Origin of the sequence: Capnocytophaga sp. oral taxon 326 str. F0382 (assembly GCF_000318295.1) — a bacterium.
Lineage (GTDB): Bacteria > Bacteroidota > Bacteroidia > Flavobacteriales > Flavobacteriaceae > Capnocytophaga > Capnocytophaga periodontitidis.
Map to the genome: position 1 here is coordinate 1 of NZ_KB291415.1, position 17243 is coordinate 17243.

Genomic DNA, 17243 nt, shown 5'->3' on the forward strand with positions numbered 1-17243 from the left:
ATGAAAAGTGCAAGAAAATATGGGAAATATTTTTATAAATGCGTTAAAACTTCTGTAAAGAAAGCATTTTTTTGGATTAAACAAATTTAATATAAAAGTTATTACCTAATCCGTTCCAAGTACTCTGTCGGACTCTCGTTGTAAAAATCTTTAAAGCATTTCGCAAAGTAGGAAGGAGAAGAAAATCCTACTTCATAAGCGACTTCCGAGATGCTCTTAGCTTTGCTGTTGAGCAACTGCTTAGCGTATTTTACTCGTATGGTGCGAATAAGCTCATTAGGCGAATAGTCGGTGAGGGATTTGATTTTGCGATATAGGTTAGAGCGCGACAAACCTAAGGCGTCGGCTATTTCGTCTATATTCATTTCAGGATTGGCGATAGAGTTCTCTACGTAATGCGTAAAATCGGTGATAAACTGCTGTTCTACCTTACCTAAAGTCTCTTGTTTAGTTTCGTTCAAGAGGAAATTACTAAAACTCTCACGTATCTTCTTACGGTTTTCTATGAGCTTGCGCACCCGTGTTTTCAGTAGTTTTACGTTGAAAGGCTTGGAGATATAGGCATCGGCACCACTCTCGAAGCCCACTTGCTTCTGTTCGTCTAACGCATAAGCAGTGAGCAAAATCACAGGAATATGATTAGTAGCCACGTTAGTTTTTATCAACTGACATAAATCGAAGCCATCAGTTTTGGGCATCATCACATCGCTGATTACTACATCGGGGAGGTGCTTTTTAGCTACTTCAAAGCCTTCTTCACCGTTTTCAGCTTCGATAAGGTTATAGTCATCACTGAGGATATATCGAATAAACTGGCGCATATCCTCGTTGTCTTCCACAATCAGTACCGTAGGTTTCTCCGAAGCCGTTGGAGAAGCCGTAGGTAGTTTGAGTTTCTCGGCAGGTGCTGGTAATGAAGGCAATAAATCGAGGTGGGTTTCTATGTAATTGCTGTCGTATACCGCTTTTGCCGATACTTGTTCTTGAGTGAAAGGCAGACGAATGACGAAGGTTGTGCCCTCCCCTTCTGTACTCTCTACGCTGATGGTACCGTTGTGTGAGGCTACTAAGGCTTGTACCAAAGCCAAACCTATACCCGAACCTTCGCTATCGGGATTTATTTTGTAGAAGTGTTCAAATACCTCACTTTGTTTGTCTTTTGGGATATATGAACCGCTGTTGAACACACGCAGCACAGCTACTCCTCCTTTGGAGGAAGTTAGGGGGAGGTCTTCTTTTTCTAACGACACCGTGATACTTCCTCCTTGAGGTGTAAATTTCAGTGCATTAGAAAGCAGGTTGAAGTAGATTTTCTCCACTTTTTCCTTATCGAAAGCCATTTCAAAAGAAGTATCTTCGGCAAGAAACTGAAAGTTGAGTTTCTTTTGTTTGATACGGTCACTAAAAAAAGAATTGAGTTCAGTAAGAAACCGTTTCAGGTTGCCCTTAGTGAAGTACATTTGCATCTTGCCATTCTCATAACTGCGGAACTCAATTACTTCGGAAATGAGATGCAAAAGTCGGTTGCTGTTCTTTTTGATGAGGAATAACAAGTCTTGTTCTTCTTTGGGAAGTGAATTGTGAGCCAAAAGCGTCTGCACAGGACCTAAGATAAGCGACAGTGGTGTTTTGAACTCGTGAGAGATATTGGTAAAGAAAAGTAATTTGGCTTGGGTCGCCTCTTCTAATTGCGCCGAAATTTCCTCTAAGCGTTCTTTCTGTTGTTGCAATTCGGTAGCCTGACGTTTGATTTCTTCATTTTGTTTTTCTAACAGATTATTTGCACGACTCTTGGTGCGATATGCTCTGATAGCTATTGCCAAAAATATGGTAATCAACCCAATGGCAGTAATAGAAATATAGAAGAGTGTACGCTGAGTAGTATGCTGAATAAGGCTCTCACTCAGCTGCTGATTGATATCCTCTATCTTAGCTTGTTTCTGAGCAATTTTTTCTGTTTGCAACTGTAAAATACGCACATTGCTCTTGTCCACCACAGTGGTATTGAGGATATTCTGGCGCTCAAAAGGTTGTTTATGGAGTATTTTCATTGCAAGGTCAATAACCTTTTCTCCTCCCGTAGGATAGATGAACGATGCGTCTTGCACGTTGTTCTCTATATTGCTAATTCCTTCTTGTTGTAGCGCATCTACCCCTATGATAAAGGGTATCTTACCGTTGAATTGCATCGCTGCTTCGTGAGTACCCGCTGCCATTGGGTCGTTCATCGCAAACACAAGGTCGATATTGGGGTGTTGCTGAAAAAGTTGTTGCATTTGCACTTTGGCATCTGCTTTGAGGAAGTTACCCCAGGTCTCGGCTACTATTCGCACCTCAGGAGCATTCTTAAGGGCATCTACAAAGCCTTTATGGCGTTCCGCATCGGAGGTTGAGCCTTTGGTACCACGCACTTCGGCTATATTGCCTTTGCCTTTGAGAATACCTATCGCATAGTGTCCCGCTTCTTTGCCTATTTGATAGTTGTTAGCTCCCACATAGGCAGTATAACTCTCAGTAGCAATTTTCCTATCTACCAAAATCACAGGAATACCCTGCTGGTAAGCCTTTTCAATAACTGGTGTACACGCTTCCGACTCGTTAGGCGAAACAACGAGCACATCTACCTTTTGTTCTATGAACCACTCTATATCGGCAATTTGCTTGGGAGTATCGTCTTTTACACTGCGAATCAGTAGCTCAGTATTGGCTTGGTAAAGGGCTACTTCACGTTTTAGCTCCTCGTTCATCGTTTGTCGCCAAAGGTCTTCACTGCACTGCGACACCCCTATCACATAACGGGGGTTTCGCTCCCTTTGGCAAGCAAGGCAAGCAAAGAGAGCGAAATATAAAAAAAGTATATGATACTTCCTAAAAGTCATTTTATCTAAACAACTCCAAATGAGCATCGGCGAGGCGAGGCATCGCACCGTGTTGCTGACACACGTAAGCCGATACTTCTACCGCCAATTGATGCGATTGGGCAATACTGCGACCATTGAGGTAAGAGGCTACAAAAGCAGCTGTGAACGAGTCGCCAGCCCCTACCGTATCGGCAATAGTAACCTTGGGCGTCCCTAAGAACGATTTCTCATTAGGCGTAAACACATAACTACCTCGTGTACCTTGTGTTAAGATGAGGAATTTGAGGTTGTATTTCTCCAATAGACGCTTACATACCTCTTCATCAGTTCCTTGCAAATTGAACATTTCAGCTACTTTCACTATTTCCTCATCGTTGATTTTTAATGCAGTTGCCTTGTCTAACGAATCGGCAATTACCTCTTTGCTGAAATATTTCAAGCGGAGGTTGATATCGAATACTTTTAAACTCTCGGCAGGCATCAAATCTAAGAACTTGTGGATAGTAGCGCGCGATATTTCACTGCGCTGTGCTAACGACCCAAAGCACACGGTATTAGTGTTCTTTGCTAAGTTCTCAATACGCGAAGAAAATGGAATATTGTCCCAGGCTACATTTTCGCTAATCTCATAGGTAGGCACCCCGCGACCGTCTAACTGTACTTTTACAGTACCTGTGGGGAAATCAGTCTTCTCAATGATGTAATTGAGTTCTTTTTCTTCTAAACTTTTTAGTATTTCCTTACCGAGGAGGTCGCCTCCAATGGCACTCACTGCATAGCCGTTGAAACCAAATTGCGACACGTGGTAAGCGAAATTAGCGGGTGCACCACCTAATACTTTTCTTTCAGGGAAGACATCCCAAAGGATTTCTCCCAATCCTACTACTGTATTTTTCATTGTATTGTATGTTATCCTCTCCTCTGTCTTCCCCTTGGGGAAAGGAGGCGAGAGTGTTGTTGTTAATTCTTTTCAGCGTACAAAGTTATAAATTCTTTTTGAGATTTCCTACTACTAATAATAAATACTATCAGTTGTCAGATCTTTCTGACTAATCCAACTTATACATTTTGTAGGGCTCTCTAACGACTAATTGTTAGCATTTGCTTTGAGTCGGGTGCTCATTAGCAACAGATATAATACTCCTATGCTGAGGACAATAAGGGCTCCTATCTGTGAGCCACTCATCGCATCGGAGGCTAAGCCCATTGCAAAAGGGAAGATAGTACCGCCAAAGAGTCCCATAATCATCAAGCCTGATACTTCGTTTTTCTTAGTAGGGTTCTGCAAGAGGGCTTGCGAGAAGATGATTGAGAATACATTGGAATTGCCAAAACCCACCAAAGCAATAGCGGTGTAGAGCATTGTCTTATCACTGAAAAAGAACAGTATCGCCATTGAGGCTACCATACAAAGCACACTAAGGGTAAAGAAACTCTTAGGTGATACTTTGGTGAGAATATAAGCTCCTGACAGACATCCTATGGTACGGAACAAGAAATACCAGCTGGTGGCAAAAGAGGCTTGGGTAGTGGTAAGCCCTAAACGTTCCATAAAGATTGTAGGCGCTGAGGCATTGACTCCTACATCTATCCCTACGTGGCACATAATACCAATGAAACACAAGAGTACATAAGGGTTAGCAAGCAGTGCAAAACACTCGGCAAAGGTGGCATTCTTGCTGTCGTTTTTCTCTTCTTCAATATGGGTAGCTCCAAGCCACAAGAGGGTTACTACCGAAATAGCTACAAAGAGCAGGAAGAAGAGTCGCCAATCATTGAATTTATCAAAGCAAAAACTCATCAGCAAGGGGGCAGAAAACGAGGCTATTGCCTTGATAAACTGACCAAAAGTGAGTGAACTCGCGAGTTTGTCGCCTTTTACTATAACTGACATTAGTGGGTTTAACGATACTTGCATTAGAGTGTTACCAATACCAAGCAAGGAGAAAGCTACCAGCATAGTGGTATAATTGTAGCTGATAAAGGGCACTACCATTGCTAAGATGGTAATCACCAAGCTGAGGAGTACGGTTTTGCGACGACCTATTTTGCTCATCAGTACGCCTGTGGGCACTGAGAAAAGCAGAAACCAAAAGAATACCATTGCGGGGAGCGCTTTGGCGGTGGTTTCGGTCAAGCCAAAATCGTCTTTTACAAAGTTAGAAGCGGCGCCTACAAGGTCTACGAAGCCCATACAGAAGAATGATAGGAGTACAGGTAATAAATATTTTAGATAGTTGTTATTCTGTTGCATACTATGAATATATTATTAGTCTCACACACTCCCCTCTCCTTGTGAGAGGGGCAGAGGGAGAGGATTATTATTTCAATTTATAGACAGTTACATTTTTAAGGGTGAGGGTACCTTTGCTAGTGTTGAAGCGGAGAGTATTGTACACTTCAGTAGGGAATACCGCATTGGTTTGTACGAGTTCACCGTTGTTCACAAAGAGTTCGGTAGAAGATTTGTCTACCAATAAGCGTACGGTATAGCTTTTCTTAGCTACCATTGGCGCTTTGATAGGCGTTTCGGCGAAGTTGGCATTGAAAGCTACACTGCTCTTACTGCGGTCTACCGATAGAGTTTTATTAGCGCCGTCAAATAGGTATTTGATAGTTTCACCTTTGGCGTTCTCGAGAGCAAAGCTAAAGCTATCGGTTTCGTTAGGGGTTACCGTGAAAGTGAGTTCATAAGCGCCTTGATTATTGGGCAAGAAGTTTTCGAACGTTATAGCATCGGAGGTGTTGGTACGTGTTTTATCACCTAAAAGCACTGCTTCACGACGCAAACTCTCCAACTCTTTCACGGGCTCACTGGCGACTACTAAGTGCTCGCCGTTATGCACCAAACGCAAAACACGGGCAACAGTCATCGCGCTACGGAAATTTTCAGTAGGGATTTCATTGGCGTAATCCCAGTTGCTCATCCAGCCTATGAAGAGACGGCGACCATCGGTAGCGGGAACATTACTCCACGTTACGCCTGCATAATTATCACGTCCGTAGTCTAACCAAAGTGGATAGTTCATAGTATCGGGGGTGAAGGTTTTGCCATCGAAATTACCGATAAAGTACTGAGTAGCACTTCCGCCGTTAGGTCCGCCTGGGTTGATACTCACGAAGAGCACCCATTTGGTTTTTCCTTCATAAGTAAGCGGGAAGAGATCGGGGCATTCCCACACACCGCCGTGTCCGCCTAAGCCTTCGCCAAAATCACTGAGGCGTGTCCATTCTTTGAGGTTCTTAGAGCCATAGAAGGTAATCGTTTGGGTAGTGGCAAGGCTCATCACCCATTGTTTAGAGGGTGCGTGCCAGAATACTTTCGGGTCGCGAAAGTCGATGATATTGGCATCGGTGAGGACGGGGTTGCCTTCGTACTTGGTGAAGGTCTTTCCGCCATCGAGGCTGTAAGCGATGGACTGTGTTTGGAGTTCGCCTGCTGAGGTGAAAATAGCTACCATAGCACCTTTGCCAAAGCCAGCTGTGTTATCGTGGTCGATGACTGCGCTGCCTGAGAAAATCGCTCCTAACTTATCGGGGGCTAATACTAAAGGTTTGTATTCCCAATTCACCAAGTCTTTGGAAACAGTATGACCCCAGTGCATATTGCCCCAGCGCGCTCCGTAAGGGTTGTATTGATAGAAGAGGTGGAACACTCCGTCGAGGTATACCATTCCGTTAGGGTCATTCATCCAGCCGTATTGGGGGGTGAAGTGGTATAGCGGACGGTATTTTTCGTTGTAGTTGAAGTTATATTCAGCCGACTGTTTGATTTCGGCTAAGCCCATATCGGTAGTTTTGGCTACTGCGAAAGTAAGGGTTACTTTCTTGCCTTTGTACGCCTCGATAGCGATAGGCACCCAGTAGTCGATTTTGTTTTGGGCGATACGGATGGTCATTGGCTCGCCTACGGGGTCACCTTCTACCGAGAGTTGAACTTTGTTTTCAACTGCTTGGTCTTCGATAGGGATGAGCAGGTACTTGTCTTTGGCTTCAAAGGTACGGGTGTAATCAGTCATAAAAACGCTTTTTTGTTTGTTGCCTTGTTCGATTTGGTCTATAAGGATGTGCCCCCAACCGCCGCGTTGGTTATCGACAATGCGGATAGTAGCTTTCTTGTTTTTATAGGCTTTGACATCCCAAGTGAGCCATTGTAGGGTTTCGGTTTCGTAGAGGGAACGCGTTTGTAGCACGCTTTTTCCGTCGACTAATAGCTCGATATAGGTATCGGGGTGTGTGCCTCCTCCTATGAGGAAGTTGATGTAATCGCGCTCGATGGTGAACTCTTTGGAGGTTAGTGCTCCACGAGAGTCGTCGCCATTGTTGAAGCTATTGGCAAGGTGCTTGCCTTCAAAGCCTGTTACGGGCTGCTGACCGGTATAGCTACCGGTGGCGGGAGTCGCGCCAAAGGCGTCGCCTTCTACCGCCCAATTGGCATAAGTGCCTGATTCGAAGTCCTCGATAATGAGGTCATCGGTGTTTTGCTGGCAGGCAGTGAGCGTTAAGACTCCTAATCCTGCTATTAGTTTGTTATTCATATACTTTTATTTAAATCCTCACCCCGTTCATCACATACTCTCTTGCAAGTATTCAGAGACTACTCCCAAGGAGAGGGGCAAGCTGCAAAGGTGATGGGGGTTTGTTTATTCTATTTTTTTGGTGTGGCAAATGTAGTTATTTTATTTGGTTTTTACAAATTTATGGGGTATAGACTTTGTCAAAGTCTATGGACTTTGACAAAGTTTATGTATACCACAATTTATAAAGTAATGAAAGAATAATTCTTTTTGCGTTTTTCGCAATGTTTTAGATAAAATATTGCGTTTTTTTCAATGGGTTTTCTATTGCTTAGCACCACTTAATAACCACATAGTGTCCACTTAATCAATACTTAAGAAATTAATAACGAATTTTAGAAAACGTTGCGAATTCTTCAATTCTTAGAATTGGAAGTTGGCTGTTCCGTTAGCAAAGATTCCCCAAGGGTTTTGGTTCATCTTGTAGCAACGGATAGAAAGGGCTACTACATCGTTCACATAGATTGCTGCTGCTGAGCCTTCTTGCACTATTTTCACAGTGTATTCCTTGTTGGCGTTCGTGGGGAGTTTTATGCTATTGATGGTAGCAGTGCCTCCGTCTCTAATCACGCGGTTGAGTTGCAACTCTCCTTTGTTGAGATTAAGCGTTACGCGGTAGGTTTCATAAAGGTTACCACAAGCACCAAACATCACCCCAAACTCGGTGGCGGTATTGGCTTTTATTTTGGCAACTATCTTGTTAAACCCAGTGCCAAGGCGGTCGAACACACGGTTATTGTTGTCTAAGGCTATATTGCCAAGTGAGGCAGATATGGCTTGCTTGCTATCAAAAGCAGTGGGCATTTTCACGTTAAGGGTTCCATCGGCGTTTTGAGTGAGCTCGTGCACTGCCAATGAACCTCCCCAGTGGTAGGCGGCGTTATCTTCGTAGTTGATACGTGACGGATTCCACCCCCATATATAGCGGTGAGTGCCGTCGGTAGCGGTTTTTCCGGCATAGAACACACGGTCGTCTAAATCTTGTTGTGCAGGGGTTATCCAATCGGTGCTTCCTACACGGCGGTATCTGTATTGCACACGGCGCACGCTTTCCTCAATGTTGGAAAATATCAAATATTGGTAGTTTCCTTGTGTAAACACATCGGGACACTCTACCATAAAGGCAGAAGGGTCAGTATAAAAGAAGGGAGTATTCGGGTCTTTCGTCCAGTTCTTAAGGTCGGTAGAGGTGAATTGAGCTACAACAGCTTTCCACACACCGCTTCCTATATCGGCACGGGTGCTGAGGAGCATCTTGTAGGCATTTCCTTCTTTAAATACAATAGGGTCGCGAAACTCATTGCGGTCATAGCCGTCGGGGGCACGGAAGGAATGTTGTGTATCCTTTGTCCACGTTTTCAAGTCGGTAGAGGTAGCCCAATAGATGATTTCTTTGGGGTCTAAATCGCCGTTATGCCCTGTGTAGAAAGCGTAATAGGTATTCCCATCTTTGAATACTGAACCTGTACCGAGGGCATCTTCGTGCGAACCATCAGCACCACAAGCGATTGCTTCACCATTATCAGTATAATTTACCAAATCGGTAGTGGTAGCACTATACCAAGGGTGGAAGGTTGCAGGTGCTGGACGTTGGTCGTATAGGTAAAAGATATGGAACTTACCGTTATCGTAGAACGGCATAGGGTCGCCTACCCACGCATTTTTGGGCTGGAAGAAATGTTTATAAGTACGACCGTAATCTTGTACGGCATAACAAGTAGCGGCATCGGGAGCCGCATTAGGGTCGTTACTACAATATTCTTTTTTTTCACAAGCTATTAGGGCGGTAGCGCAAAGCGCTAATGTAAGTGTTCTTTTCATCATCTTTATTTATTAATTTGCTAAATATTCTAAAGCGTTGGCAGTAAGCAATTCGATATTGCTTTTGTAGGTATTAGCGGGTGAATTATCTTCGTTATACCAGTCGTAGCCTTCAATACCTATACAAATGGTGCGACCTGCATTGCCTCGTTTGATATATTCAAAAATCGCTGCGCGGTTCATAGCATCATTCCAGTGAAAACTTGCTAATAACTTAGCACCACTGGCAGTTTGCCAGCCTGCTACATTATTGGCATAATCACCCCACTCAAAGTTCCATAAGGCATTATGTGCTTTGGCTTTTACCCCTCTAGAGAGTAAGAAGGCGACATCGTTAGTACCTGTTTTCTTAGTCAATCCTTTGAAAAGGGGGTGGCTTTCGTTGCCTTTATAGCAAATACCCCAGTCATCACCAATTGCAAATGGACTGTTGCCTTCTCCCCACATATTGTTTACCACCTTGCCGTCTAAGGCGATACCTAAATCGACTACGTACTGTACAGCCCAAGAAGAGAATAAGAACGAACCTCCAGCAGCATAGAATTGTTTCATTTTGTTCACAACGGCATCTGCTTTGGCTTCAGCGGGCAACTCTTTGTTGTTATCCCAATGCCACCAAATCACTTTGTAGTCGGTAAGATTAACTTTGCCGTCCTTGATGTCGCTAAATGAGATGTATTTGGCAGTGTCGTAGTTTTCGGCAAGCCAAGTGTAAGCAGCTTTCTCATCTTCATTGGCGATAGCAGAAGCACTCTTAGCTGTACCTACAAAGGCAATAGGCGCAAAGTTGGTAGGTATAATCTCTACATTATACGCAAAACTCTCACCGCGGTAATTCATAGTGTAAGTAACGCTTTGAGTGAAGTTTTGGGCAACTCCCGAAGCAGGGCTTACGGTAGCATTAGGGGTAGTGCTAAAAGTAGGAGTTAGCGCAGTTACTGCTTCTCCTTTGGGGTATTTCACACTTATTTTACCCGTACTGTGGTCGATAGTTCCTTTGTACTTTCCGATAACAAAGTTCTCTATCTTAGGGTACTGAGCGGTAACGGTATAATCCCAATAGAGGTTACCATTAAAGATGCGGTACTTAGCACCTTTACTCAAATCTACTCCCGTAGCACCTTTAGGCACTGAGGTAGCTCCCTCGGGCAAGCTGAGGGAGGTGGACATATTGGTAAGAGTAGCCGACCAAGGAGCGTAAACGGTAATGGTTTGTTTCTCCTCGTCGATAATTCCATCGATACCATTGGCTTGGAAGGCATTGATTTTAGCCTCTTTATCGTTGATAAGTTCGCCTTCGTGTTTCTCGTCGCAGCTAAACAAGCCGAGCAAAGCTGCCATACTGAGGGCGAGTTTGTGTACTGTTGTTTTCATATTAGAATCCTGCATTTTGTTTGTAAATACCTTTTACGTACCCTATTTGGTTTTGTGGAATAGGGATGTACTCATTCTTGTTTTTAGTGAAATAAGCACTGCTAAATATTGCTGGGCGACGTGTTTTCTCTTTAGTAAAATAGTCGTTGAGCACTTGGTCGGCGATACCCCAACGCACAAGGTCGAAGAAGCGACTGCCTTCCATAGCAAACTCTAAACGGCGTTCCCAACGGAGTGCTTTGCGTGCGTTTTCTTGATTCCAAGTGATATTTACGCCATCTTGGTATAAGGCGATATCAGCATTGGTTGCATAAGGAATCATAGAAGTACTTTGTTTGGCACGTTGGCGCACTTGGTTGATAAGTGGCAAGGCTTCGTTGCTACGGTTGAGCTCGATAAGGGCTTCGGCGCGCATTAGGAGTACATCGGCATAACGTATTACGATACGGTTCTTAGAATTACCGCGGAAAGGGTTGATATTGCGGAAGCAAGAGCAAGAAGGGTCTACATTTTCTTTGAGGGAGGCATAGAAACCATATACATTGCTATTGCGATTCCAGTCGTTTTTGTAAATCAAATCGGCATTGTACTTATAAGGCAAGCCAGGTAAGGCAACGGTGTGGAACAAACGAGGGTCGGCTTTATCGTTAGCCGCATTGTAATCGTTGTTGTTGAAGTTATCAAAATCAGGCAATCCATTCACTGTTTTGAAGGCATTTACCAAATTCTGACTCGGTTTGTGGAAGTCACAGCAGCCTAACTTTTGTGGTGTAGAGAGTACATCACCCCAGTTGAGACTTCCGTATTGAGTACCATCGTCTACTGAGTATTGCACAGCAAAGAGCGACTCTTTACCATTTTCATAGCCCCCAGGTAGGAAGTTGAAGGCAAAGTCGTCTTCCAAACCATAAGTAGAGCCTAACACAGCGCTGGTATAGGTGAGCACTTCTTGTAAATCTTGGCTGTTGATACTAGTTACGCTGTTGTTTTCACTTTGGCGATAGGCTTTGTACAAGTAAGTTTTAGCGAGGTAAGCCGCTGCTGCCCCTTTGGTTGCTCTACCTTTTTGTGCTTGAGTGGCAGGCAATAGGTCGTAAGCTTTCTTAAAATCGGCAGCTATCTTTTGCCATTGTTCATCGTTTGGCAAGGTGTTAGGGGTAGTTTCGTAGGCACTATCAGGAGTGTTTTCGTCTACGAAAGGTATATGCCCAAAAATGGTTTTAAGAATAAAGTAGAAGTGCCCGCGCAAGAAGTACATTTCGCCTATGCGTGATTGGCGGTTAGGCACTTCGGCATCCGATGCTTGTTGTAGTGCTTTCAGTGCGGTATTGGTACGCGAAACAGCTTGGTAACACATAAACCAGAACTTATCAGCTTCCGCATAAGTAGGGTCGATATTTTGAGCTATCTCGTAGAAGTGAAACACTTGAATATCACTCACATCCTGACCGCCTTTATAGGCATCGTCGGCGCGTACGTTGCCATATATCCAAAGGCTAAAAGGTGTATCGTAGTGGTCGTTACCTAAAGCAGCATAGGCAGCGGTTGCAAGTCCATCGGCTTTAGAGATTGCCTCTTTTTCACTCATAATCCCTTGTGGATTATCGTCTAAAAAACTGCAGCTTGTTGTAAAAAGCGCTGCACATATCGCGGTGGTATATATTATCTTTTTCATTTGTCTGTTATTTTTAGTGGGCTAAAAACTAGCATTAAGTCCCATCGTAAAGGTGATTGGGATAGGATAGCCGTAGTTAGGATTTTCAGGGTCTTTACCAGTGAACGATTTGCTTTTGAGTGTCCATAGGTTCTGACCGCTTACATACAAGCGCAACTTGCTGAGTTTTATCCTTTCAGATAGTTCTTTAGGCAAGGTATAGCCCAATTGTACGTTGCGAAGTTTGAGGTATGAACCGTTTTCTACATAGTAAGTAGACATACGTCCTTCGTTGTTGTCGTCTACGCTTGATACACTTGGAATATCAGAATCAGGGTTGGTAACGGGGTCGAAAGCATCGAGCAAACGGCGACCTTTGTTACCATAAGTATCTTGTACACTCCAGAAATCGGTGTGGCGTTTCACGTTAGACACCACATCTACGTTCTGTACGCCTTGGAAGAAAGCAGTGAAATCGAAGTTTTTATACTCCAAATTGAGGTTAAGACCATAGATAAAATCGGGTTGTGGATTGCCTATCCAAGTGCGGTCGTCTTCATCGATTTTGCCATCGTTGTTCAAATCGCGGTAGCGGATACGACCGATACCTTTACCGTTTTGTATAGGATGATGATCTACTTCTTCTTGAGTTTTGAAGATACCATCGGCTACATAGCCATAGAAGTTGTTAGAGCCTATAGGGCGACCTAAACCATTATCCCATTTACCATTACCACCATAAGAGTTGATTACTGAAGTAGGGAGCTCTGTAATTTTATTCTTGTTGGTAGCGACATTGGCGTTGATATCGTATTTGAGTCCGCCTTTAGTTTCATTGCGATAGCCCACTGATACTTCTAAACCTTTATTCTCAACAGCAGCACCATTTACCCATTGGTAAGCGCCTTCTCCTTTGATACCTGCATAAGGAGGTTCTACTAAGATGTCTTTAGTTTTCTTGATATAGTATTCAGCTGAGCCATACAAGCTATTATCGAAGAAACCGAAATCGATACCAAAGTTAGTTTGGGTAGTGGTTTCCCATTTGAGGTTTTTGTTACCAAGACGTGTACGACGGAATCCTGAAGCCAATTGTCCTGAGCCCTTACCGTCGAGGTCGTAAGAGGTTTTCCAGATACCGTTCCATATAAAGTCGCCTGTTACCCCATAGTAAGGGTCGAAGATGTCGTAGATAGCGTAGTTGTTGATATCTTGGTTACCGTTTTGTCCCCAACCGAAACGCAATTTGAGGTCGGAAACAGTATGGTTGATTTTCTCCATAAAGGACTCTTGAGAGATGCGCCATCCTAAGTTGAACGCAGGGAAAGTACCCCAGCGATTATCTTTGGCAAAACGTGAAGAACCATCGTGGCGGAGGGTTACTGAAGCAAGGTATTTATTATCGAAAGCGTAGTTGATTTTTCCGAAGAAAGAAAGCAACTTATAGCCCGTAGTTGAACCACTACCACTCACGCCCCCAGTTGCCAATGAAGGCCACATATATTCAGGTGTTTCTACCGCGAGGTTATTCCCTTTGATAGCAAAATTAAGGTCGTTCTGTGAGTACATCTCCATCCCTGCAAGGGTTTCAAAACGACTCTTGCCGAGTTCAAAATCGTAAGTAGCAGTATTAGCCCAGTTCCATTTTGTCCAGTGGGCTTGCTCGAGTTGAGAGAAAGTTTTTTCTTTGCCTTCTTCCATAAATCCTGAAACATACGAACGGTTCAGCACGCGTTTATAGAAGTTGCCATAGTCTATACCAAAGTTAGAACGCACATTCAATCCTTTGATAGGCTGGATATTCACAAAGGCATTCCCGAACATACGCCAATAATTGTAGCGATTATCCTTATTATCGGCTACAAGGCGTGCAGGGTTCTGACGGTCGGGCAATCCGTTTACAGGTCCGCCCCAGTGTTTGCCATCGGTAGTGCGTACTGGAATAAAAGGTACCGCTATCATTGCCGATTCGGTGATTTGGTGCGGTTGTTCTACCTCACTGGTACGGTTTACGGTGAAATTTTCACCTATGGTTACCACATCGCCAAAGAGCTTGTAATCAGTATTGATACGAGCTGAAAGACGAGAGAAATCAGTATTCTTTACCATACCGTCGTTGTTGTAATAGCCCAAAGAGAGGAAGTAATTCCCTTTTTCAGTACCATTAGTAACTGAAAGGTTGTCCGATTCGGTTACTCCCATACGGGTGATTTCTTTGAACCAATCGGTATTAGAAGGTAACATAGGGCTACCTGTTTTATCAAAATACTCGCGTGGGTAGTACAAATTGTTGAGGGTAGCGTGCCCGTTAGCATCGGTAGTGTAATCATAGTGAATGCCCAATGGGTTTTGGTTAGGGTTGTTGCCTCGATTCACCGCCGCTTTCCAAAGCACTTGTGCGTACTCGTTGGAATTGAGCATTTTCATACGTGAGTGAAACATCGATATGGTAGGATAATGGTCGAAATCCACTTTTAGCACACCTTTCTTACCTTTTTTAGTGGTAATAACAATCACCCCATTGGCAGCACGCGACCCGTAGATACTAGCAGCCGAAGCATCTCGCAACACTTGTATGCTCTCAATATCGTTAGAGTTGAGCTCGTGCATACCGCCTTGGGTAGGTACTCCGTCAATAATATAAAGAGGGTCGTTGTTGTTGAGCGTACCGATACCGCGAATGCGAATGGTTGCTTTCCCTGCAGGACCTCCGTTATCGGTTACTTGCATCCCTGCTACACGACCTTGTAGGGCTTTCATAGGGTTGTTCTCGGAGGTAGACATCATTTCGTTTACCTTTACTACCGATACTGCCCCTGTAAGGTCGGTTTTGCGTTCAGCGCGATACCCTACCGATATGGTAACACCTTCTAAGGCAGTTACTTCTTCTTCTAAGGTCACACTTATATTCTTTCGTCCTTTCACAGCTACAGTTTGGGTTTTGTAGCCAATATATGAAAAGACCAAACTATCGGTGGCAGCGACGGGATGAAGGGTATAATTCCCGTCAAAATCAGTAGATGCTCCTACTGTTTTGTTTTTCACCATCACCGTTACACCCATCATAGGGCTGTTATCGGCTTTTGCTTTTACCACTCCTTTTACCTCTTGGGCGAAAAGAGCACCCGAAAAGTTACAGAGCAAAAGCGATAGTAAAATACGTTTGTTTATTTTTCTACTCATCATATTGGTATGTTTTTTTCGATTAATTTTCGGTGGCAAAGGTAGGTCAAAAGAAAGCAAACCACTATCAAAAACCGGTCAAACACTATCAAATTTGTGGCTATTTTTTGATACTAAAGCATAAGTGTAAAAATTTAAAATGCTGTAAATAAAGTGATTGATTATTTTTATGCAAAAATGAACAAAAAATGATAGCGATTTTTCCATTCGTTTCGTTTTAACAAACGTAAACAATTTGCTAATTTGCTAATTTGTTAATTCTTTCATACTTTTGCAATCTGTTTAGTTCAACACTCAATAAAATATGAAACTTCAAAACTTTTTTATCATTACAGCCTTGCTATTCACATTGCAAAGCTGTATCAAAAGCGAAGCCCCAAATGCCGAAGCCGATATCCTAACCTGTGAGGTCGACGGCAATCTGCTCATTCGTGAGCCCATAATCCAAAACACTGAGGTAAAACTCTACGTAACCGATTTAGATAAAGTAAAAAACCTCGCCCCTCGTTTCACCCTTACACAAGGGGCAACTATCAGTCCTACCAGCGGTACTGTACGCAATTTTTCTACCCCTCAAACTTATGTGGTAACCTCTGAGGACGGTAATTGGCAGAAAACTTATAAAGTAAGTTGTCTTACTAACGAAATTATCGCTCACTATCACTTCGAAAACGCTCGTGTTACCGATGGCTACTACACTTTTTACGATACCTCAGTAAGCGGACAGGAAATCGCTTGGAGTAGCGGAAATGCAGGGTTTAAATTTACCAACAGTAGTGCTAAACCCGATGAGTTCCCCACAAGTCAGAGTGAGAGTGGATACAGAGGGAAATGCGTGAAACTCGTAACGCAAAGCACAGGGGTTTTAGGAAAAACTTTTGGTGCTCCTATCGCAGCTGGTAATCTCTTCACAGGAAGTTTTGAAATAAATTTGTTCACCCCCGCAAAATCTACCCATTTCGGGATTCCTTTCAAAAGAAAACCTACTAATCTTTCAGGCTACTACAAATACAAAGCAGGTGAAAAACTTACCGATAAAAACGGCAATGTAATACCTAACCAAAAAGACAAATGTGATATTTATGCAGTGCTCTACGAGGTAACTTCTCAAGTACCTCATTTAGATGGTACTAACATCAAAACACACAATAATATAGTGTTAATGGCACAACTAACCGACAAAAGAGAAACCGATAATTGGGTACAGTTCTCTATTCCTTTTAAAACAATAAAAGGTCGCTCTATCGATACTAAAAAACTAAAAGAAGGAAAGTATAGTCTCGCTATAGTACTTAGTTCCAGTGAAAAAGGCGCTGATTTTACAGCTGCTGTAGGTAGTACTCTTTATGTAGATGAAATGCAATTATCTTATGAATAATGAAGTTATGAAAAAGAATATCGTTATTGTATGCTTGATGCTATTGAGCTGTTTTTCATACGCGCAAAACGAACGTACTGAAACGCTTGTACAATCAGAAGCTAAAGGTTGGGAATACGAACTAAAAGCTGGCGTAAATATAGGAGGTGCAAGCCCAATACCACTCCCTAAAGAAATAAGGAAGATAAAAGGATATAGCCCAAAGTTTAATGGCTCATTCGAAGGAACTGTAACCAAATGGCTTACTCCTAAATGGGGTATTTCAGTTAGCTTACGATTGGAAGAAAAGGGTATGGAAACCGATGCGAATGTAAAGAACTACGGAATGGAAATTATAGAACAAGGTAACCACGTAGCGGGTTATTGGACGGGTGATGTACATACTACCTACAAAA

Annotated in this window: 10 protein-coding genes; 2 read left to right on the plus strand and 8 right to left on the minus strand. The window is 43.2% G+C overall.

What is annotated here, in order from left to right; all coding sequences use genetic code 11:
* Positions 1-101 precede the first annotated feature (101 nt).
* The 8 genes from HMPREF9073_RS08620 to HMPREF9073_RS08655 all read right to left on the minus strand — a co-directional run bounded on the left by HMPREF9073_RS08620 (position 102) and on the right by HMPREF9073_RS08655 (position 15473).
* Complete coding sequence (locus HMPREF9073_RS08620) at positions 102-2906, minus strand: ABC transporter substrate binding protein (protein ID WP_009413380.1); 2805 nt, start codon at positions 2904-2906, stop codon at positions 102-104.
* On the minus strand, positions 2881-3759 hold the full coding sequence (locus HMPREF9073_RS08625; protein ID WP_002673142.1) for a carbohydrate kinase: 879 nt from the start codon (positions 3757-3759) through the stop codon (positions 2881-2883). The genes HMPREF9073_RS08620 and HMPREF9073_RS08625 overlap by 26 nt, the downstream gene beginning before the upstream one ends.
* 189 nt (positions 3760-3948) lie before the next feature.
* Entirely contained in the window at positions 3949-5115 is a 1167-nt protein-coding gene (locus tag HMPREF9073_RS08630; RefSeq protein ID WP_009422052.1) for an MFS transporter, read from the minus strand.
* A 67-nt stretch (positions 5116-5182) separates the two neighbouring features.
* Positions 5183-7399, minus strand: coding sequence for a GH32 C-terminal domain-containing protein (locus HMPREF9073_RS08635; RefSeq protein ID WP_009413383.1), 2217 nt, complete (start codon positions 7397-7399; stop codon positions 5183-5185).
* A 402-nt stretch (positions 7400-7801) separates the two neighbouring features.
* A complete protein-coding gene (locus tag HMPREF9073_RS08640; RefSeq protein WP_198005894.1) occupies positions 7802-9259 on the minus strand; it encodes a glycoside hydrolase family 32 protein in 1458 nt (485 codons plus the stop codon).
* 12 nt (positions 9260-9271) lie between these two features.
* Positions 9272-10648, minus strand: a complete 1377-nt coding sequence (locus tag HMPREF9073_RS08645) for a DUF4960 domain-containing protein (RefSeq protein WP_009413386.1) — start codon at positions 10646-10648, stop codon at positions 9272-9274.
* Positions 10635-12308: a RagB/SusD family nutrient uptake outer membrane protein gene (locus tag HMPREF9073_RS08650; protein ID WP_009413387.1), complete on the minus strand. Its 1674-nt coding sequence runs from the start codon at positions 12306-12308 to the stop codon at positions 10635-10637. The genes HMPREF9073_RS08645 and HMPREF9073_RS08650 overlap by 14 nt, the downstream gene beginning before the upstream one ends.
* Positions 12309-12329: 21 nt before the next feature.
* Positions 12330-15473 carry a TonB-dependent receptor gene (locus HMPREF9073_RS08655; RefSeq protein ID WP_009413388.1) on the minus strand — a complete coding sequence of 1048 codons (3144 nt, stop codon included), beginning with the start codon at positions 15471-15473 and terminating at the stop codon, positions 12330-12332.
* A 301-nt stretch (positions 15474-15774) separates the two neighbouring features.
* On the opposite strand from HMPREF9073_RS08655, the gene HMPREF9073_RS08660 reads away from it, so the two are divergent.
* Together HMPREF9073_RS08660 and HMPREF9073_RS08665 are read left to right on the plus strand one after the other, a co-directional pair.
* Complete coding sequence (locus HMPREF9073_RS08660) at positions 15775-16848, plus strand: PCMD domain-containing protein (RefSeq protein WP_009413390.1); 1074 nt, start codon at positions 15775-15777, stop codon at positions 16846-16848.
* On the plus strand, positions 16841-17243 hold a 403-nt coding region (locus tag HMPREF9073_RS08665), incomplete at its 3' end, for a porin family protein (protein ID WP_009413391.1). The genes HMPREF9073_RS08660 and HMPREF9073_RS08665, both read left to right, overlap by 8 nt.